The organism is Celerinatantimonas sediminis (assembly GCF_046054195.1).
In the GTDB taxonomy this organism is placed as follows: Bacteria; Pseudomonadota; Gammaproteobacteria; order Enterobacterales; family Celerinatantimonadaceae; genus Celerinatantimonas.
In genome coordinates, this window is sequence record NZ_JBEQCS010000022.1 from 1 (window position 1) to 21095 (window position 21095).

19 protein-coding genes are annotated in these 21095 nt (G+C 43.8%); 6 read left to right on the forward strand and 13 right to left on the reverse strand.

The features are described from left to right. Positions 1-298: 298 nt before the first annotated feature. Entirely contained in the window at positions 299-1093 is a 795-nt protein-coding gene (locus ABTQ23_RS18785; RefSeq protein WP_408617299.1) for a hypothetical protein, read from the reverse strand. Between the two features lie 310 nt (positions 1094-1403). Between ABTQ23_RS18785 and ABTQ23_RS18790 the strand changes: the two genes are divergently transcribed. Together ABTQ23_RS18790 and ABTQ23_RS18795 are read left to right on the forward strand one after the other, a co-directional pair. After that, complete coding sequence (locus tag ABTQ23_RS18790; protein WP_408617300.1) at positions 1404-2018, forward strand: lysophospholipid acyltransferase family protein; 615 nt, start codon at positions 1404-1406, stop codon at positions 2016-2018. A gap of 129 nt (positions 2019-2147) precedes the next feature. Next, positions 2148-2528 (forward strand): PilZ domain-containing protein, encoded by a 381-nt coding sequence (locus ABTQ23_RS18795; RefSeq protein WP_408617301.1) that lies wholly within the window; start codon positions 2148-2150, stop codon positions 2526-2528. On the opposite strand, the gene radA is transcribed toward ABTQ23_RS18795, so the two are convergent. Next, positions 2525-3892, reverse strand: a complete 1368-nt coding sequence (gene radA, locus ABTQ23_RS18800; protein WP_408617302.1) for a DNA repair protein RadA — start codon at positions 3890-3892, stop codon at positions 2525-2527. The genes ABTQ23_RS18795 and radA overlap by 4 nt on opposite strands. A 136-nt stretch (positions 3893-4028) precedes the next feature. On the opposite strand from radA, the gene ABTQ23_RS18805 reads away from it, so the two are divergent. Further along, complete coding sequence (locus ABTQ23_RS18805) at positions 4029-6359, forward strand: PilZ domain-containing protein (RefSeq protein WP_408617303.1); 2331 nt, start codon at positions 4029-4031, stop codon at positions 6357-6359. 5 nt (positions 6360-6364) lie between these two features. On the opposite strand, the gene serB is transcribed toward ABTQ23_RS18805, so the two are convergent. Then, positions 6365-7366 (reverse strand): phosphoserine phosphatase SerB, encoded by a 1002-nt coding sequence (gene serB / locus ABTQ23_RS18810; protein WP_408617304.1) that lies wholly within the window; start codon positions 7364-7366, stop codon positions 6365-6367. 107 nt (positions 7367-7473) lie between these two features. On the opposite strand from serB, the gene ABTQ23_RS18815 reads away from it, so the two are divergent. Continuing rightward, positions 7474-8130 (forward strand): AhpA/YtjB family protein, encoded by a 657-nt coding sequence (locus tag ABTQ23_RS18815; RefSeq protein ID WP_408617305.1) that lies wholly within the window; start codon positions 7474-7476, stop codon positions 8128-8130. On the opposite strand, the gene deoD is transcribed toward ABTQ23_RS18815, so the two are convergent. From deoD to tal, 5 genes are all read right to left on the reverse strand, one after another. Next, positions 8113-8817 (reverse strand): purine-nucleoside phosphorylase, encoded by a 705-nt coding sequence (gene deoD / locus ABTQ23_RS18820; RefSeq protein ID WP_408617306.1) that lies wholly within the window; start codon positions 8815-8817, stop codon positions 8113-8115. The genes ABTQ23_RS18815 and deoD overlap by 18 nt on opposite strands. A 54-nt stretch (positions 8818-8871) precedes the next feature. After that, complete coding sequence (locus ABTQ23_RS18825; protein WP_408617307.1) at positions 8872-10107, reverse strand: phosphopentomutase; 1236 nt, start codon at positions 10105-10107, stop codon at positions 8872-8874. Positions 10108-10119: 12 nt separating this feature from the next. After that, positions 10120-11442 carry a thymidine phosphorylase gene (gene deoA, locus ABTQ23_RS18830; RefSeq protein WP_408617308.1) on the reverse strand — a complete coding sequence of 441 codons (1323 nt, stop codon included), beginning with the start codon at positions 11440-11442 and terminating at the stop codon, positions 10120-10122. Positions 11443-11457: 15 nt separating this feature from the next. Next, on the reverse strand, positions 11458-12462 hold the full coding sequence (gene add, locus ABTQ23_RS18835; protein WP_408617309.1) for an adenosine deaminase: 1005 nt from the start codon (positions 12460-12462) through the stop codon (positions 11458-11460). Positions 12463-12591: 129 nt separating this feature from the next. Next, positions 12592-13545 (reverse strand): transaldolase, encoded by a 954-nt coding sequence (gene tal / locus ABTQ23_RS18840; RefSeq protein ID WP_408617310.1) that lies wholly within the window; start codon positions 13543-13545, stop codon positions 12592-12594. Positions 13546-14300: 755 nt separating this feature from the next. Between tal and ABTQ23_RS18845 the strand changes: the two genes are divergently transcribed. Next, complete coding sequence (locus ABTQ23_RS18845; RefSeq protein ID WP_408617311.1) at positions 14301-15632, forward strand: IS1/IS1595 family N-terminal zinc-binding domain-containing protein; 1332 nt, start codon at positions 14301-14303, stop codon at positions 15630-15632. Between the two features lie 361 nt (positions 15633-15993). Here the strand turns inward: ABTQ23_RS18845 and ABTQ23_RS18850 are convergent, their stop codons facing one another. Next, positions 15994-16170 (reverse strand): hypothetical protein, encoded by a 177-nt coding sequence (locus tag ABTQ23_RS18850; RefSeq protein WP_408617312.1) that lies wholly within the window; start codon positions 16168-16170, stop codon positions 15994-15996. A gap of 261 nt (positions 16171-16431) precedes the next feature. Next, positions 16432-17313, reverse strand: coding sequence for an alpha/beta fold hydrolase (locus tag ABTQ23_RS18855; RefSeq protein ID WP_408617313.1), 882 nt, complete (start codon positions 17311-17313; stop codon positions 16432-16434). Between the two features lie 102 nt (positions 17314-17415). Here ABTQ23_RS18855 and ABTQ23_RS18860 point away from each other — a divergent pair, with 102 nt between their 5' ends. Then, complete coding sequence (locus ABTQ23_RS18860) at positions 17416-17979, forward strand: CGNR zinc finger domain-containing protein (protein ID WP_408617314.1); 564 nt, start codon at positions 17416-17418, stop codon at positions 17977-17979. Positions 17980-18643: 664 nt separating this feature from the next. Here ABTQ23_RS18860 and ABTQ23_RS18865 read toward each other — a convergent pair. The 3 genes from ABTQ23_RS18865 to ABTQ23_RS18875 all read right to left on the reverse strand — a co-directional run bounded on the left by ABTQ23_RS18865 (position 18644) and on the right by ABTQ23_RS18875 (position 21004). Next, entirely contained in the window at positions 18644-19903 is a 1260-nt protein-coding gene (locus tag ABTQ23_RS18865) for a NupC/NupG family nucleoside CNT transporter (RefSeq protein ID WP_408617315.1), read from the reverse strand. A gap of 178 nt (positions 19904-20081) precedes the next feature. Beyond that, positions 20082-20843 (reverse strand): TatD family hydrolase, encoded by a 762-nt coding sequence (locus ABTQ23_RS18870; RefSeq protein ID WP_408617362.1) that lies wholly within the window; start codon positions 20841-20843, stop codon positions 20082-20084. Beyond that, positions 20831-21004: a hypothetical protein gene (locus ABTQ23_RS18875; protein WP_408617316.1), complete on the reverse strand. Its 174-nt coding sequence runs from the start codon at positions 21002-21004 to the stop codon at positions 20831-20833. The genes ABTQ23_RS18870 and ABTQ23_RS18875 overlap by 13 nt, the downstream gene beginning before the upstream one ends. Between the last annotated feature and the right edge of the window lie 91 nt (positions 21005-21095).

Here is a 21095-nt window from a genome sequence, read left to right on the forward strand (position 1 = left end):
GAAAGGGGTTTTATAACAGACTCATAGCTGAAAGCTTTACTGAACCCCCAGCCTAGCTGGGGGTTTTCTAGGCACAAGCAAAGCCCTGAACCATTCAGGGCTTTTTTATTGCTGCTCCATCACCCCACCCTCTTATTTTTATTCGCTTTATGAGTCTTATCTTGGCTGGCAAGTATTCAGTGAAATCAGTTCCAATTAAAACAAAAAGGCCAGAGCAAAAACTCTGACCTTCTTAATTTGGCAACTTTATTTTTTCAACGACACGCAGGTAACTTAATAGCCTAGGTTAAGCTGCTAATTACGCTGTCGTATCGGTTCCATTTTGCTGAGCATTGGTGTCTGCTGTTGCAGCATTTGCTGCAGCCGGTTTATCACCACCAAACAAGTCTTTAAAAAAGTTCGAAAATGGATTCCATGAACTTGAGCCAGCAGGTTTAGCCGATGCATTTGCCGTTTGACCATTATTGGCGGTCTGTGCGGCATTATTCTGTTGCGTATTGTTCTGCGCGGTATTGTTTGCCGCATTTTGTCCGTCTCCCGCAGGTGGCGGTGGCGGATTAGCACCTGGTGCTGGATTATTTGCCCCTTGAGGTTTATCGGATTTCACCCCAAACGTTAAATTCTTCGCATTCATACCAGTCAGTTCTGATGTTGAACTAGTATTCGTCGTTGTCGAGCTATTGGTCGTGGTATTGGTCGCTGAAGTAGCTGTCGTGGCCGAGGTTTTATCGCCGGTTGTACCAAACTGTGGTGCACCGCCATTTTTACCCGCGAATGCCGCCAACAAGCCAATGCCAATCCCTTCACCAATTGCGGTAAATTGTTTATTCAGAATATTGCTGTTTTCAGATGACCCGAACAATTCCAATCCTGAACCTTTTAATGACTGCTCTAGCGAGTTACTACTTGAGGAACTGCTGCTCGATGAATTGCTAGTCAATGAATTCTGACCAGCTAGACTTTGGCTTAGTCCGCTATTACGTAACTTTAATAACTGCGCTTGGAAATCGCTGCCCTGTTGAGCAGGTGCGGAATTGCTCCCCATCCAGCTCGATAACTTATCCATCACCGACTGATTATTGTTAACCTGCATGTTCATTCTCCGTTGCCATTATAGTGAATGGACGTTTTTGCAACTATGCGGCAAAACATTGCCGCAGATATGCCGCGAAACTAGCATCAGACACCGCCCTCTGGTAGGATTTGCTTGATCTTAGAGGTGGTGACATAAACCTTTAATGTCATCATGCAACTTTTAAACCAAAAATTTACTAGAGAGTTATCGATCTGTGCTGCAAAGGTGTTATTCAATCTTTTTGCTGTGTATGACCTGTATCACAGCCCCATTCTTTTTCCTGATTGCTTGCCTTATCTGGCTCCTAACAATCTGGTGGGATACCCGTTTGGTCTATTTGCATTACTTCACCTCTATCTGGGCAAAGTTTTTAATCTCGTTATGCCCCGAGTGGAAGACGCAAGTTTTATACCGAGAACGAGTCCCCAAAGATAAACCCTATATTCTGGTTTCGAACCATCAATCTGGTATCGATATTTTATTGGCATTTGGTCTTTATAAACCGTTTAAATGGCTATCCAAAATAGAGGTGTTTCACGTTCCCTTTATTGGCTGGAACATGTATTTAAATAAATACGTTGCCTTAAAACGAGGGGATCGGCGCAGCGTCGCTAAAATGTCTGCTGAAGTTAAAAAACATATTGAACAAGGCAGTTCTGTTTATATGTTTCCTGAAGGTAGTCGCTCGACAGATGGCAAATTAGGCAACTTTAAAACGGGTGCTTTTGCGATGGCAAAACATTTTGGGGTTGGCATTATCCCGATTGCCATTGAAGGTACAAATAATGCGCTACCCAAAAGCTCAATTATGGTCGGCAAAGCCAATATGCGCCTAACCGTACTAGACCCCATTGAAGCAGATGAAGTTGCAAGTAAAACAGCCCAACAGTTATGTGAACAAACCAGAGAAATTATCGCCAAAGCGATAGGTCAGGCTGACTAACCTCATGTAAATACGCTGCAATTATTTGCAGCGTACTTTCTCACCACCCAATTGAACATTTCGATAAGCCGATGCATTCAGGCAACTATTGCCTATAATGAATACAACATAAACCAGAAGGATCGGCTGATGGAACTCAAAGATCAACGCCATTTTATTCGAGTTAATTTTGCTCACGACGTTCGCATCTTAACTCAACATAGCTCATTCAAGGCCGAAGTCCTTGATATATCACTGCACGGTGCGCTTATCTCTGAACCAGAACAGTGGCACGAACAAACCCAAGAACTAGAGCTTTGCATGCACTTAGGTGAAGCAAGCAGTGAATGTGACCTGCGTATCAAAGGTCGAGTTTGCCACTGTCATGGCGGGCACATCGGTATCGAATTTCTTAAAATGGATATCGAAAGTGCCTCTCGATTGCGTCGCCTGCTCGAGCTTAACCTAGGCGATGAAAAATTGCTTATGCGTCAGTTCGAGCAGCTATTAGATACAGATTTAAGCCATTAAAGTGCATCGAGGGCATCGGCCAGATTTTTCACTCCGATGACCTCCATCCCTTCGGGCTTATTTTTCGGCATATTTGCAACGGGAATGATGGCTCGTTTAAAGCCATGTTTTTGCGCTTCATGCAATCGTTCCTGACCGTTGGCAACAGGGCGAATTTCACCCGATAAGCCTACTTCACCAAACACGACTAAATCCTGAGCCAGAGTCTGATCACGAAAACTTGAGATCATTGCCACCATTAACGCCAAATCAGACGCGGTTTCACTCACTCGCACACCACCGACCACATTGGCAAATACATCCTGATCTGCCATCTGCAAACCACCATGACGATGCAAGACTGCCAGCAGCATCGACAGTCGGTTTTGCTCTAAGCCCACAGCGACTCGGCGCGGATTAGCCAGCGGACTGTTATCAACAAGCGCCTGGATTTCAACAAGCAATGGCCGAGTACCTTCCCAAACGACCATCACTACAGAACCGGGAGCTGCCTGCTCTGCTCGCGAGAGAAAAATAGCCGAAGGATTGCTCACCTCTTTCATGCCTTGCTCAGTCATCGCAAAGACACCAAGCTCATTAATTGCGCCAAATCGGTTTTTTTGGCCACGCAAAGTGCGATATCGGCTATCTGAGCTGCCTTCAAGTAAAATAGAGCTATCAATGCAGTGCTCCAGCACTTTCGGGCCCGCCAGCGAACCGTCTTTGGTCACATGGCCAACCATAAACATGGCGACGTGATTTTGTTTGGCAAAACGAGTCAGCCAAGCGGCACTTTCACGCACTTGCGATACCCCACCAGGAGCGGACTGAATATCCGCCATGTGCATCACCTGAATCGAGTCGATGACCATGATTTTCGGCTTTTCTTGCAAAGCAATCTGACCGATGGTTTCGACACTGGTCTCAGCCAACATTTTTAAATTCTCACGCGGTAGCTCAAGACGTTTGGCTCGCAGTGCAACCTGCTGTAAAGATTCTTCACCGGTCACATACAACGCTGACATCGACTGTGCTAAATGACACATCACCTGCAACAATAAGGTACTTTTACCCGCGCCAGGATGGCCGCCAATTAAAATTGCGCTGCCCGGGACAATCCCGCCGCCAAGCACTCTATCAAGCTCTCGAAAGCCAGAGCTAAAGCGAGGCAAGTCAGCTAAATCGATGTGATCAAGCGTTTGCACTTTGGCCTGTGTTTGCCCGGCAAAGCCCTGAAAACGATCATTGCGAGTATTTTGGGTGGCAGAAACAAGGCGGATCTCACTTATGGTATTCCAGGATTTGCATTCACTACACTGGCCCTGCCAACGAGGATATTCTGCGCCACATTCACTGCATACATAAGCTGTCTTTGTCTTCGCCATTTACATTTTTGCTCTTAACTGCCGATAATAGATTCAAGGATAACGGAGTTTGCCATTTCGGCACAAATTTTGATGCTAGAATTGGCATATAAATATTAAGAGCAATGAATCAGTTATCGCTCTATTGATTAAAACTATGGATCAACAACGTCAAAACGACCTTTTAGCGCAATTAATCGCGGTGCATCGCAAGAGCGATTTTGCTGAAATTTTTCAGCGTATTACCTCTGGCGAAAATAAAAATGAACAGTTTCTGCTCAAAATGGAGCTGAAACGACTTGTCACGCCCTCAAAACGGGTGATTGATTTGCGCACGAGCCCAACGGATCAAAATTGTCTGCCGTTTAAATATGATGGACTGACGCACTTTATGAGTGAGTCACATATCGAGACATTTAAGCAATTACTCAAACACTACGGTAGTTACACCCAAGGCGTATTTGAGCAGATGCAGCAGCTGCGCCGTCAAGATCCCAATAAACGAATGCGCGTCGATACTCGAGTCAAAGCATTTCAGTTTGGTCATTACCATGGCCGAGTGGAAGAGCGGATGTTTATTAGCATGCCGATTGAAGTCCAAACTGAGCAGATGATGGTTTATGGTGGTATGTCTTCGAATATGTCGATATCGGGGATGCGCATTCGCTACGACCGAGAAGATGATCCGGTAGTCGGTGAACATATCAAAATCTACTTCACAGGCCTTGAACAGGAGTTTGCCAACCCAGTTTTAACCCGCGGTACTGATTATGTCATTTTAGACTTTGAACGCGATGATAAAGGGCTGTGGGTTCGCTTAAAGAGACTCAATACCAACGACTCAGAATTTGATGCATTTTTTGAAAGCTTTTTAGAAGCATACAAAGGTCGCTATCGAGTCGATGTGGTGCACCTTGTCGATGCGATCTTAGTTAAAAGTTATCAGCAATTCTTTTTACCTCGCAGCGGCTCTTTGCCACTGTACTTTAGTGGCGAACGCCCACCGCAGCTGCGCTATGTGTTATGTAACGATTTTAGCCGTAATACGCTAGATTACTGGTACAACGAATTTCGCCAAAATGTCTTGGGGCAAACCTTTCATGCCCAAAGAATGCGCGCGTTGATGAGCAAACCGCATGGACAAACGGTTCTTTATAGTTTTGTGCATAGCTACAACCGCAAACTCTACTTTTACTCAGCAACTCACGAAGAACTGCTGGCAGAACCCGAACTTCGGCAATTGTTCTTTCATTTCGGAGCCAATAAAACCAGTTGGCGGGTTTTCACCTTTCAATGGCAGCAGATCCAATTAGATAATGCGTTTGCCCCACCAATTGTGCCAAATCAACGCCGCCGAGCAGATGAAAAAGCACTGCGCGATCAACTGGCCAATTTATCTGTTTTTGGTCTGCTAACCGATATTACTCATGAGCGATCGAGGACTCGCTATCGACAGAATTTTCATTCGGACAAAAACCCAAACGAATTAGCGCCATTTGGTCAATATCGGCATGCAATTCCCGAGGTGAAAATCATTGCGCATAAATATATGCAGATGCGCAAAGAAGCGCGTTATCAATATCGCTCGATGGCAGAGGTTGTCGTCAATTCACAAGTTATCGAAGGTTGGGTGAATAACTTTTCAGCCGGCGGCTTGCAGCTGGAATTAGATTATCCAGTGCAGCTTAAAGCTGGCGATAATATTTTAGTTAACTTGCCCCAATTTCAAAAACTAGTACGGACGTTTAAGTTAACTCAATTGCCTTATCTGGTGGTTAACGTTCAGGAAAACCAACAAACGATTCATTTGCAAGCAGTTGGCAACACCCATGAAGGCTCACGCTTTTTCAGCCAATTAATTAATAGCAATACAGACAAACTCGGCCATATGCCGGAAATTAATGTGTTTGAAGGGTTATCAGAGGCGCTTAGGCAGCTGTATTGTCATGACTTATTCAAACATGTGTTGTTTATTAACAAAGAAGGCGGCCTGCTCAAACTAAAATTGCTGGCTTATGGGCAAAGCCCTTCACCAATCGATCCACTACTGTATCTTTCCAGAGCGCGAAACAAAGCTAATATGTACCAGCTTATTCACCCTGATAACTGGCAGCAGTGGTTATTGTCTCCACTGCAAAACCTGCGTGATGAACAAAAAGTCATTACGGTCAGATTATTAATGCAACTGCATAAAAACTCTAAGAAAGTGATTGCTTGTCAACGTGAAGAAGATTTTCAATCAGAGGCTGACCTCAATAAGTTTGTGGTGCAGGCGATGGAAAATGGCCATTTTAAATATATTGAGCTCAAAGCGTCCCGCACGGGCAAACCTGATGCAGCCTATATTAAAGCGGAGATGGCTTATTTAGGGCACTACGCTACCCATAAAGCTAAAGAGCTGGCCATTTTGCTACAAAACACCTATGCGGTGGTTGAAATAAACGATCTTAGCGATGAATGGCAAGCCCTTAAAGCTTCTCAGCAATAGCGAAATTAGTGGCTCTGGTGGTCTCGAATCATGCCAGCGATTAACACAAACAGCAGTCCTTCAAGATTGCTGTGATTAATCGCAATTTTAGCGTTTTTCTGCACAATCGGTTTTGCATGCAAAGCAACCCCTAGCGAGGATTCGGCCAGCATTGGCAAATCATTTGCGCCATCGCCGACAGCCATTGTTTGAGATGGTGCTAGCCCAAAGTGACTGCGCAAGCGTTTTAACAAACCGACTTTATATTGTGCATCGACAATATCACCTTCCACTTCGCCAGTCAGAGTGCCATCTTTTAACACCAATTCATTCGCGTAAACTTCGTCAAAACCAAGGCGTTGCTGTAGCGCTTTGGCAAAAAAGGTAAAGCCACCGGAAGCTAAAATCACTTTCCAGCCATTGACTTGCAGATGACTCAATAAGACTTTCACCCCGGGCATCAGTGGCAAGTTGTCTCTTACTTCATCTAAAATCTGTACAGGAGCATCTTTTAAAAGCGCCACTCGAGAACGTAGGCTTTGTGAAAAATCAAGTTCACCGCGCATGGATCTTGCGGTGACTGCACTCACCTGTTCACCAACACCTGCAAGTTTGGCGATTTCATCAATGCATTCGACCTGAATCGTTGTTGAATCCATATCCATTACCAACATTCCTGGCTCATCAAGCTTGGGAATATGGTTCAGGGCAACCGCATCAAAATTAAGGCTCGCGCAAGCTAAACGCTCTTTCACAAGGCTTTGTTCAACTGGAGTCGTCAGAACAAAAATATGCACAGAAAGCACATTCATTGATGGATAAATTCGCCAACTCTCATTTTCTTGATAAACATTTTCAACCAACTGTTTAATATCATTTTTATCAGTAGACCAAGCGATAAGAGTAGTATCTGAGGATGAATGAATGACTGGTTGCTGAGTGATTTGGCCGTCAGCGGCAATCGAAACGGGTTTAGCTGGCCACTTGGGCAAGTTGTCTAAATATGTTAAAAGGGTATTAGGAATCACTATACGGTCCCTGCTCTATACTTTAGGTTAATACACAGATGATGTAGCGCTTCACAATAGCTATTGCTATCTACTTTGGCAAGCCTGCAACGATTCAATGTAATAGGATGCAAAAGATTGTGACCCAACATTTTCGTCTACTGCGATGGTTTAATCGGCTGGAAATAGGCAGTGCCTTCATTGCAATAATCGTCGCTGTTTCAATGTATTGGGGCATGACGATGCGGGGCCAGGCATTACTAGAAAATAACACAGAGAGCTTAGCGCGCTCACTCACATCGCTAGCGGCATTTAATGCAGCTAACTACATCATTAATGACCAAAAAGAACAAATTCAAGAACTTGTAAATGCCCTTGTCAAAGAGAATTTTGTCTTTGATGCCACCATCTATGATGCCAAAGGGATTGCATTAGCTAAAAGCGCCCATGCACTGCCACTGAATGAACTATTACCCATGTCGGGGAACTTAGTCACCCCGATACAAGGGATTGGGCGCCGACCTTACGTTGCGACCATTTATAATGGCCAAGGTGAAGCGCTGGGATATTTGCGAATTACGCTAGAAGAAAGTTCACTACTGAGCCGTGCGACACGTTATGTCCACTCGGCTCAATATTCTTTGCAGCTCATGCTGTTGTTAGCATTGTGGGTGGGATTTGTGATTGCTCGACAAATCTCTGGCAAACGTCGTCGCCAGATGAAGATAGCCCGCAGAAGAAGGGCTATCCGCGCTCAGAAAAGACGCTTACAAAAGCGAGTCTAATGTCAGCTCAATCATATCGTTAAAAGTATTTTGCCGCTCATCTGATGTGGTCGCTTCGCCAGTGCGAATGTGATCCGAAATTGTGACAACACAGAGTGCAGCTTTTCCGCATTCAGCGGCCACACCGTAAAGACCAGCGGCTTCCATTTCAACGGCCAAAATACCGTGTTTTTCCATCACATCAAACATCTGCGCATCGGGCGTATAAAACAAGTCAGCTGAAAAAATATTTCCCACGCGAACTGGCAGATTTTTGCTTTGGGCACTGTCTACGGCTCGGCGCAGCAGCTGATAATCGGCAATCGCGGCAAAATCATACCCCTTGAAACGAACTCGATTCACGTTAGAGTCAGTACACGCCCCCATTGCAATCACCACATCCCGAATATGGACGTCAGGGCTAATAGCACCGGCACTGCCAACCCGAATAATGTTTTGCACACCATATTCGTTGTAGAGCTCGTGAGCGTAAATAGAACAGCTGGGGATCCCCATCCCCGAGCCCATCACTGAAACTCTCAGCCCCTGATAGGTTCCCGTATAACCTAAAATATTGCGAACATTCGTCACTTCTTGGGCATCTTGTAAGAACGTCTTGGCAATGTATTGCGCCCGAAGCGGATCCCCCGGTAACAACACAGTCTGAGCAAAATCACCGGGATTGGCGTTAATATGCGGTGTCGGCATTATCTATCCTTAACAATCATTCGATTATTGCGAAAAAATTGGAGAAAAAAGCAACTATTGCGCTGGGGCAATATCCGCCCAGAAACTGCTTCCATATTCCATCGCCGGCAATGAGAAATAATCAGCCAATGTCTGACCGATATCGGCAAACGCGTCGCGTTTGCCAAGATCAACACACTGAATCTTTTTGCCATAAACCACGACTGGAATATGTTCACGGGTATGTTCGCTCCCCTGCCATGTAGGGTCGCAGCCGTGATCGGCGGTAATAATCAACAAATCATCATCTTTAAGCGCTGATAATAGCTCTGGAAGACGTTGATCAAAATACTCCAACGCTCGAGCGTAACCTGGGACATCACGGCGATGGCCATAAGAGGAGTCAAAGTCGACAAAATTAGTAAATACCAGCGAGTCTTCTCCAGCAACCGCAACCTCTTGAAGCGTCGTATCAAATAGCTCTTGCAAACCAGTTGCTTTCAACGCTCGGGTAATTCCCTGATGCGCATATATATCGGCTATTTTACCAATGCTTATCACGCTGCCACCAGATGAGACTAACTTATCAAGAACCGTTGCACTTGGCGGAGTAACCGAATAATCATGGCGGTTACCGGTACGGCTAAAATTATCTGGTTTATCCCCCACAAAGGGCCGAGCAATCACTCGGCCAATGTTATAGTCATCCAGCAGTTCTCGCGCAATATGGCACAAATCATAAAGCCGATTAAGACCAAAGGTCTGCTCATGACAGGCAATCTGAAAGACACTATCAGCTGACGTATAAAAAATGGGCTTATCTGTTTGCATATGCTCAAGCCCAAGCTGTTCAATAATCGTTGTGCCTGAGGTGTGACAATTGCCCAAATAACCTGGTAAATCAGCACGTTTAACCAGCTCATCTAAGAGTTTTTTAGGAAAACTATTTTCTTTATCAGGGAAGTAGCCCCAATCAAATAAAACTGGAACACCTGCAATTTCCCAGTGACCACTGGGCGTATCTTTACCGCTTGAAATTTCCTTGGCATACCCATAAGAACCACTCGGTTTAGCAACATCCGCCAGTCCATCCACGGCTCGGCCGCGGCTATTAAAAGCTAATCGACCTAAACCAAGCTGATTAAGATGGGGAATATTAAGAGGCCCATGACGATTTTCATCAGCTAAGTTTTTAAAACATCTCTGCGCGATATGGCCCAATGTATCACTACCTTGATCGCCAAAGCGCGCAGCATCATCTGCCGCACCTACACCAAAAGAATCGAGAACTAAAACAACCGCTCTTTTCATGCGTTCTCCAAATCAACTCACTATTTGTTGGTAGACAACCGGTGGAACTGCTATCGGGTCAGCATCGATACTAATCGCCCGACGTAGCCGCCGAGCTGCTTTTTGCCAGCCACTTTGATCGCTGGCATGAATCATCACCAACGGTTCGTCCACATGAATATACTCACCAATTTGTCGCCAGCGGCTGAGTCCAACCCGATGATCAATGGTCTGATCACTATGAATACGGCCGCCACCTAAAGCAACAACACTCATCCCAATTTCTCGACAATCGAGATGATTTAAATAGCCTGCGTGCTCAGCCAACAACGGGGCGATAACAGGTGCTTTGGGAAAATGGCTTTTACCCTGCTCAAGCAGATCCCGTGGCCCACCTAGAGCGGCGACCATTCGATTAAACCGTTCCGCCGCCTCGCCGCTTTCAAGCACTTGCAAAATTTTAACCCTTGCTTGCTCGGCATTATCACAGAGTTTACTGTCAACTAATAACATTTGCGCCAACGCCATCACCACTTGATGTAATCGGCTATGTTGAGTATGACCCGTTAAGTAATCCATCGCTTCCATTACTTCTAATGAATTACCACAACACGGAGCAAGTGGTTGATTCATATCGGTTAATATCGCGCTTGTAGTACAACCGGCCTCACTTGCAACCGAGACCATTCGATGAGCTAACTGCTCACAAAGATCTCGATTGGGCATTAAAGCGCCACTGCCAACTTTAATGTCCATCACGAGTGAACTGAGCCCTTCGGATAATTTCTTGCTTAAAATGGAGGAACAGACAAGCGCCAGCGAATCGACCGTCGCGCTAATATCACGAATGGCATACAACCGTTTATCAGCTGGGGCGATATCACTGCTTGGCGCGACAATGGCCAAGCCTATCTCTTTGACTAAGTGCTGAAACTGACTTTGACTGGGGGTTACATTGTAACCTGCGATGGATTCGAGTTTATCAATGGTGCCGCCAGTATGTCCCAGTCCGCGCCCAGAGACCATCGGAACAAAACCACCACATGCGGCAATAATTGGCGCTAAAACCAGCGAAACCATATCCCCTAAACCACCCGTTGAATGTTTATCAACAACCGGGCCTGGCAAAGAAAACTCTTGCCAACTTAGGTGCTCACCGCTGTCACGCATGGCAAGCGTTAATGCCGAGCACTCTTGAACCGACATATCATTAAAATAGATGGCCATTGCCAAAGCTGCGACCTGACTATCAACGAGACGGCCAGAACTGATCCCTGAAACCAGAAAAGCAATTTCCTCATCTGATAACGCATAACCATCTCGTTTACGACGAATTAACTCTTGAGGCAGATACATGTTCTATCCCTTGTTTTAAATACGTCCCACTGCTTTTTGGTAAAGTTCTAATCGTTGCTTTTGACTCAAAAATGCCATCGCAACACCATCACGTTGCAACTGCTGACATTGGCTAAAAGATAAGCCTAATTGCTGGTGTGCCACGTTATATTCGTGGGCGATATCGATATTGCTGACACCAGGATCATCCGTATTCAGGCTAACGGGAATTCCCGCCTGCATAAATTGTTTTAATGGATGATGCGCATAATCGCGAACGGTTGAGGTATGTAGGTTACTGGTCGGGCAAGACTCAATACCAATTTGATGCTGTTGTAGATAATCCATCAATCGTGGGTCTTCAACCGCTCTAACGCCATGCCCAATACGCGTTGCACCCAATTGTGTCACTGCTTGCCAAACACTTTGAGCGCCCAGCGCCTCACCCGCATGAACGGTTATATTTAACCCTGCATCACGCACTTTGTTAAAGTGTTTGACAAAAAACTCGCCCGGAAACCCTTTTTCATCCCCGGCTAAATCAACCCCAACAAAATGCTTTGCTCGAGCTAAAATAGCATCCAGTTCATCCAAACATGCCTGCTGGCCAAAGGTTCGCGACATGATACCAATCAAAGCGATTTTAACCGGATAATCCTGACATCCAGCATAAACCCCATCAATCACGGCATCAACTACCCCGACCATTGGCAGCTCATGGTTCATCGCCATGTAATATGGACTAAAGCGTAATTCAGCATAATCTAACCCAGTGAGCGCTGCATCTGCGACGTTTTCGTAGGCAACCCGCCGCACAGCCTCTAAATCCGCCAGGACGTTGACCATCCAATCCAATTTTTTCAAAAAACCAAGCAGGTCATTTTCTTTGCCCTGGATCTGTACGAATTGGCGCATATCGTCAACATTATCAGCGGGTAAGCTAATATCATGTTGGCGAGCTAACTCAAAAATAGTCTCAACACGGACATTCCCATCTAGGTGTCGGTGCAAGTCAACCAGTGGTAATGATGAGTCAAACAAAACATATCCCCTGCAGCTAAGTTGCTGACTATTACAACTATACCATTGAAAATTCGTTCATGCTGACCGATTGTTTTCAGCCAACAAAAAAGGCCGCCCGCAGGCAGCCTTTACAAGTTTTTTAGAAAATTAATTCAATTTAGCGCGAATCATCTCTTCCATACGCAATTGGTCAGCAGCAAAGTTACGGATACCTTCAGCTAACTTATCAACTGCCATTGGGTCTTGGTTATGTTCCCAATAAAATTCAGACTCAGACATTTTTTCTGGTGCTGATTCAACTTCAAAAGAATCAATCAGATGACGTTCCAATTTATCTTCAGAGTTATTGAGCTGTTCAAGCAAATTAGGGCTAATGGTCAAACGATCGCACCCAGCCAGAGCCAAAATTTCACCGATGTTACGGAAACTTGCACCCATTACGACAGTTTTATAACCATGTTTTTTGTAATAGTTGTAAATCTGGGTAACAGATAAAACACCAGGATCGGTCTGAGCTGTATATTCTTCACCAGTTTTAGCTTTATACCAGTCAAGAATACGGCCTACGAATGGAGAGATCAAAAATGCACCAGCTTCGGCACAAGCACGAGCCTGCGCGAATGAGAACAACAGTGTCAGGTTACAGTTGATACCTTCTTTTTCAAGAATTTCAGCCGCTTTAATACCCTGCCATGTTGAAGCAAGTTTAATCAGCACGCGTTCGCGGCCAACACCATTTTCTTCATACATGCCAATGATTTTACGAGCTTTAGCAACGCTGGCTTCAGTGTTATAAGACAAACGAGCATCGACTTCGGTAGAAACGCGCCCTGGGACAAGTTTCAAAATCTGAGTCCCGATATGAACTGCCAGCCAATCACCTGCTTCGATGACTTGTTCTTCAGCCTTATTAGTTTTTTTTACCGCCCATTTAGCGGCCTGACTAATAAGTTCATCACCACTGGGTTTTTGCAGAGCTTTAAGCACCAGTGAAGGGTTGGTGGTAGCATCCTCTGGCTGATACTGCTCAATGGAGTCGATATCACCGGTATCAGCGACAACGGTTGTGTACTGTTTTAACTGACTTAGTAAAGTCGCCATGAATGATAAACCTCTTACTATCGTTTCTGTATTCGTAAATACGGTTAACATGAATTATCGGTGAGTAAAAAGGAAAAAATTCTTATTGCTCAAGGTCAATCATGTTCTGAACGTGTTATTCACCATTAGATAGAATAGAGCGTCAATGATCAACTGTTGATGTTCACAAACTTTCTAAAATCAAAGCAAAATCATGAATAGGCTTTAGGTTACTCAGCATCTATCCTTTTGGAACAACAATAACGATTTGCAACAACAGACTTTTACAAATCAATTTAATTTAGCTGTTATATTACCACAGTCATTTACAAATAGAATTTTACAGATCCGATACCAGCAATAGATATAGCCAATCCATTTTGATGAATGGATAAAAACGCTAATAGAGAAATTTAGAAAGAAAAGGAAGGAAGCCACACTCAGTTCAGTCATCAGCGCTATTGTATAGGAATAGTGTCCCCCCCATTGGTCCACGCATACACTACAACCAACTGATAACTATACTAATTGAGCAAGCAGCAAGGAAATTTGCTCAGATTAGCCGAACTGAATGTGGATTAGGCTTAACGCCTAGTGAACTGGCATAACCAGCAACACACGCAACATATTTTATAGAAATAAGTCCACTGCAAAAGCTAAAAAACCGCTTTTTTCGTAAAAATTCATACCCAATAAAAATTATTTTCCGAATGTGTTGATTTATTTTTAAACAAACCGCATGATCAACGCAAACCAACAGAAGACAAATAGAAACAGTGCAATTAAATTGCTGTAAAAGTTGGGGTTGTAAAAACTTTGGGAAACCTGTCAGCGTTGATTATGAACCGATTAGTTATCATTTAGGTTATCCGGCGCTGCATTGCAAAAGCTGTGGCAGTTATCCGCCGCTGGTTGATAATGCGTTAGTTACAGCACTGGTAAAGAAGTTCACCCCAACACAGTTACCTACGTGGGCGAACCGTTGTCCCAATTGCCAGGGACTCAATATCCAGCGCAGTGGCAAAACTGCAGCAGGGAATCAGCGATTTCGCTGTCGTGATTGCGCAAAAGTCTTTACCCCAGCCAAGCCACCCGCTGATTCCATGCTTAAATTGCTCATGCAGCAACTAACAGCTGGGAAATCCGCGACAGAGACTATCAAAGCTCTAAATTGGTCATCGAAATACTATTATCAGTTATTACACTGGTGCGCAGTGATTTTGACAGGCTTTAGTCGGCTACTTGAGATGCGCTATTTACCGACAAATTTACTAGCGCTGCAAAGTGAAAGTCATGTTCTTTGTTTACCATCGGGGCTTCGCATTTGGCTTATCACTAGTGCCGAGTCGTTAAGTGGCTATCAGCTTTTAACCACTCACAATATCGCAGCCAAAGGCACTGAAGGAGGTACTTATCTAGGCGAGGTCGATAATCGGCTAGATACGTTTGCTGACTTACCACTAACGGATGCACTTAAGCGTCGTTATCAGCAGTTGATGAATCGTTACCATTTTGAAGATCTTCAATATGGTGAAACTATCCGTTGGCCAAATGCGCCATTGATACAACCAGCTCCCGTTGCTTACGCTCACTTTCAACTGCTCAGACTCGCTTATGCAAACAAAGAACATATTCACCACTATCTAGAACAGGATAGCTGTATTCGCAGCGCAGCCATTATGGGAGTGGTTGATGAAATAGCCCAGCAACAGGCGGAGATTTTCTATCTATTTGCTCATCCTGACCGACAAACCGCGTTTTTAGCCGATGGCCGCCCTGTCGGTTGGTGGAAAGATCGCTGGTTTAGCACGCCGTTTGGCGGGTATTGTCCGGTCACCGAACGCGCGCAATATCGTTACCCTTTCCAGATGCGGGATATTCACACCAACCAGCATTACTTCAATTATTTAAGCGCCCATTTAAACCCAAAAGTTAAACAACTTGCGCCGTTTAATGATCACCTTCAAATCACCCAAAGCTGTTATAACTTTATTCATAAAGACAATGAAGCTGCGCCAGCTAGTTATCTAAACATGCCAAGTTTTGCCACTAGTGAAGCACTGCTTCAAGCCGCTTACAATGCCTATATTGAAACGAGGAGCTACTGAGGATTAGTCCTGCGCCAATCGGAGGCGGAAAGCATACGGGACTTTGCGGCTCCGTTTTGATTAATTGTTTGCATACAATCAAGTTTGTACATAAGGGAATCAATAATCAGTAAATTACAACGTTTGGTATAAAAAAGTTTGTACACTAATTTCGGATATTTACCTCGTTTTTCCTGACCAATTTCTGCCCCAAAAATTGTTAGCCAAGAATTTGGAACACATTTCTATTTCCACTCATTGACTTATTTTTTCTAATAGCGGCGTATGCATTGAATTAGTATGGTCCGCCGAATCTCAGTGTTTAGTTAGCTTGGAAAAGATAGATTTTATTGGCATCGTTTTTTTAAATCTAAGACTTTGGTTATTGTGCGACTATGGACTCCGTAAACGTTTTTTCATCGAAAGTCTCAGCAGCAAAAGCTGTTCTAACCGATACCATAGAGACAAGAGTCTTCCCGCCGACTAATCCAACCGCAACACTTGCAATTGCTCCCGCCACATACTCATGGCCTTTATTAAAATGTATTCCTTTTCTCATGATGCATTTCTTCTCTAGAGTATGCTTGATGTTTTCTATCACCTAATATCGAATTATCCGTGTCAGCCCTTCTATCTATAGATCAGTCATATGTTGCGCGGTGATATCCCTGTTTAGGCTCCACGGCTGGCTTACGAGCGGTCTCACAATCAAACCTCAGGTGATTAAAAGAAAATTGGGAACGTCGCCAATAATATTAATGGGAAGCCTAGTTGCTCCCCATTAGTTATCTAGACACTAGCTAACTCAATGGTTTTAAAATTACTTAACGCTTTGTGCTAAGAACTCTAAAATGATTGGCGTAATCTCATCGGCGTGCGTTTCCAGTGCGAAATGTCCTGTATCAAAGAATCGAATATCCGCATTAGGGAGATCTCGTTTCCAAGCTTCAGCGCCAGCAGGCAGGAAATAAGGATCGTTAGCTCCCCAGACTGCAAGCAATGCAGGTTGATACTCACGGAAATAAGCCTGAAAACGCGGATAGTTTTCAACATTGGATGCATAATCAAGCACTAAATCTAGCTGAATGTCTGCATTACCAGGTTTCTGTACGTGCATGCCTTCCAAGGTATAACCATCCGGTGATACTAAACTCTTATCGCTTACTCCAGTGAGATATTGCGACTTAATTTCCTCTGGTGTTGGGAAATCTTTAAGCGCAGCGCGATTTTCAGGCGTTGGGTTTTGCCAATAGTCTTTAATCGCGTTCCACCCTTCCGCTAAGCCTTCTTCATACGCGTTACCATTTTGGGAAATCAGCGCTGTCACAGCGTCTGGATTGGCCGCTGCCATACGCCAACCAACCGGCGCACCATAATCATGAGCCATCAGGGCATACCGTTTAATTTCCAATTGTTGCACAAACTTTTCCATCGTCTTAGCAATGTTTTCGAATGTGTACGTGTACTGCATTCGACCTGGCGCTTGCGTAAAACCAAATGATGGAAGATCCGGAGCGATGACATGATAGTTTTCAGCCAATGCCGGAATGATATCGCGATACATATACGATGAAGCCGCAAATCCGTGTAATAACACGATACTTGGATCAGTAGGCTCGCCCGCTTCACGATAAAAAATATTCACCTTGTCGACTTGTTCATAACGATAGTGTACGTGTTGTGTATTTGATTCAGTGTTCATAATCACTCTCTTGGTAACTGTTAAAATATTAAATTGAAGGTTACAGTCTTTTTTTGTAACCTGTCAATATATCTTTAAATAGTTACAGTGGATTTTATGACTATGAATCAGCCTCTTTTTTTAGCTAACAATTTGGCGCTAGACTTCGTTAACAGCGAATACGGCATGTCCGATGAACACCAAGACCACCTAATTGATGATAAAAGTACAGTAAAATGGCTACAGTTAGCTGGATGCTTGTCTGAAGAAAATGTAGAGATACCTTTAGGGCTTGTTGAAAAAGCGAAAGACCTAAGAAAAGTTGCTCGGGAAGTCATAAAGGCCGCAATTGACGGTGAAGCTGGCAATGCGGACCTCATTAATCATTTGCTAGATAAGGGCAGCCCGAAAACCTATTTACAGTGGGACAACACATTAAACAGCTTTCATCTGGTTAAACGTAGGCGAGATAATAGTGTCGAGAGTTTACTTGAACCGATTGCCGCTTCTATCGCAAATTTGATTTGTCATCCTGAGCTTAAATATGTTCGTCAGTGTGAAGCCCATGATTGTACTTTAATGTTTTTGGATACAACTAAATCTCATCGCCGACGTTGGTGTAGTATGGCTCTTTGCGGTAACAGAATGAAAGTTGCAGCATTTCGTTCACGAAGAAATAAAACTTGATCAAGAAAAAGTTATCAAAACACATATTTTACTGACTTAAGAATCAATAATATCGGGACTCCAAGGTAAACGCTGATATCCAAGACTTTGGGGGCTCAAGCGTTAATAAAGTCGTCAATACTGCATTCTGTCTACCAGTTAATCCAGCGTCCTATGGAAGAGTGGACAGTAGCCAGAATGGTAAGGCCTGATATAAATAGATACTCTTTATGGTAAAAATGTAACCAAACTATAAAGGGGAATAACCTCAAGATTGCCATATGAGACTAAAGTAGTGATCAAAAAATTGACAATCACTTTGGAGGTTATCCATACATTTTATTATCCAAAATAAAACAGTTTCGGTATAACTTCTCGCTCATTTCAGTCCAAAAAACAGCTATAAAAGATTAGGCTTTATTACCCACCGATAATTAATATGTTTGAGAATGTTGTATCTACCCGTGGCTAACGGTATCTCATTAAGGAAGATGTGGACAATCTACAATGTACAAACTCTATTGTTCCAAAACATTAAGTTATTAATGTCTTCACAGAATGTACCATGTTCAAAATGTATTTAATTTAAATAAAATTTAACCACCAAAGAGCAACACCCCTAATAAATTAAGCCAATAAAAAAGGTCAGCAATGCTGACCTTTTTAAAAGTGTATAACCGTTTATTTAGTGAATAAATAATCCGGCGATCGCCGCACTCATCAAGTTAGAGAGCGTCCCGGCAATAATCGCTTTTATACCAAGACCGGCCATTTCATGACGGCGATTAGGAGCCATCCCGCCAAGACCGCCCAACAAAATCGCAATGGAGCTAATGTTGGCAAATCCGCATAAGGCAAAGGTAATAATGGCTCGCGTGTGGGTTGTCATAATGGCATGAGTTGCAGCAACAAGTTGAGTGCCATTGATATAAGGCACTAAGTGGCTGTATGCCACAAATTCATTTACAACAATTTTTTCACCGATAAACGAACCGGCCACAACTGCTTCATGCCATGGCACACCGATTAAGAACGCAACAGGTGCAAATATCCAACCGAGAATCAGCTGAATGGTCAGGTGATCCACGCCAAACCAGCCACCGATGCCAGCTAGAATCATATTTAATAGTGCAATAATACCGATAAATGCCAGCAACATAGCACCGACGTTCAGCGCCAGCGACATCCCCGATGAAGCACCAGATGCCGCAGCATCGATAACATTGACACTTTTTTCGGTCTGGGCCAATGTGCCTTCAATATCATCGTTATATTTTTGTGTTTCTGGCACAATCATTTTAGCCATCAGCAAACCGCCCGGAGCTGACATAAATGATGCAGCGATCAAATACTCAAGTTTGACCCCTAATCCCGCGTAACCTGCCAATGTTGAGCCAGCAACAGATGCCAAGCCACCGACCATCACAGCAAACAACTCAGAACGAGTCATTTTGGCAATAAATGGACGCACAACCAATGGTGCTTCAGTCTGGCCCATAAAGATATTAGCCGTTGCTGAAAGCGATTCGGTACGGCTAGTTCTTAAGCAAAACCGTAAGAAACCACCAATAATTCGGATAACCCACTGCATGATGCCTAGATGATATAAGACGGTAATTAATGAGGAGAAAAAGACAATTAACGGCAGCACTTGGGCTGCAAAAATAAAGCCTAAACCTGCTTTATCTGCGGCTTTTGTTGCTAAGCCACCGAAGAGAAAAGTCATCCCAGCTTGAGCGGCATCAATCACTACCTGCACGCCGCTGGCCATATCACCCAAAACAGTTTTACCGCTATCGCTAAATAAAACTAAAACACCAATACCAAACTGAATAATAAAAGCCAGTCCGACAGTCCTTAACCGAATCGCTTTGCGGTTTTCTGATAATAGGTAAGCAATAAACAACAACACAGCCATACCTATTAGACTCATCAATACATTCATCTTGAAGTTCCGATAGTCAAAATAGATTTATGAAGGGAATTTTTGGCGAGATAATCCAACAAGGAAAGCTCGTTGGAAGTATATTTTGCCTGAAAAACACACTGAAGCCAAACGGGTAAAACTGTGTTAAATAACCAATTCAGGGAGATTTAAGTTAAAAGGCCACAAAATTAAAAATTTAGGAAGTAAAAAAGACATCCTCACTATTTTTGTATAAAATTTCAGATAAAAATTTTGCATCTTCAGCCAAAACAGAGCTAAGTGTTTCAAAAATGTAACCAATAGCAGCGGGAGTATTCTCCCCTTTACGCTGACCAACAATCGGCATGTCTGGAGAGTCAGTCTCAAGCACTAGATGTTGAACACCAATTTGCGCAATGACTGAGCGTAAATTCTCGCCTCTTGGCCAAGTGATCGCCCCTCCAATGCCGAGCTTAAAACCAAGCTCAATAAAATGTTTTGCTTGAATAAGCGAGCCTTGAAAGGCATGGATCACCCCGCCACGGGACAAAGGATAACGCTTTAAAATTGAATAGACTTCATCGTTCATCCGGACACTGTGAATGGTCACTGGCAGAGAAAACTGCTGGGCCAATTGCAGTTGATAGATAAACACCTCTTTTTGACGTTCGATGGTGTCTTTAAAACGCCTATCTAAGCCGCATTCACCAATTGCCACCAATTGCTGACAGAAACGTGCCACCCACTGCGCAAGCTCTTCTTTTTGGGCGAAACCATCACTGAAGCATGGATGAATTCCAAGGGCAGGAAAAATGTGCTCATACTGCTCACTTAAGTTTATCACCCGCTGCCAATTTTCAGGGCCAACAGATGGCACAATAAAGTGCTCAACCCCCACTGAATGCCATTGGGCTAAATGCTCATCGAGCGGTTCAAAACACTTAAAATCAATATGGCAGTGCGTATCTATGAAGACGATGAATGGGACTCCTTATCCGATGCTTGTTTATCCACTTTTTTATCTTTGACAGCCTCACCAATATTTGCGCAAGGACAAACATAAGCACTCAACCCCAAGCGTGCTAATAAGCTGTCATAACGCGCGATAAGTTGCCGAGCTTTAGAAACTAGTTTAATCATGAGTGTCCTCCAAATTCAAACACCTGACACTCTGAGTGTAGAAAATATTAGGGCTTTGCGCCTGATAAAGGTATTTTTCAGCTCGCATAAA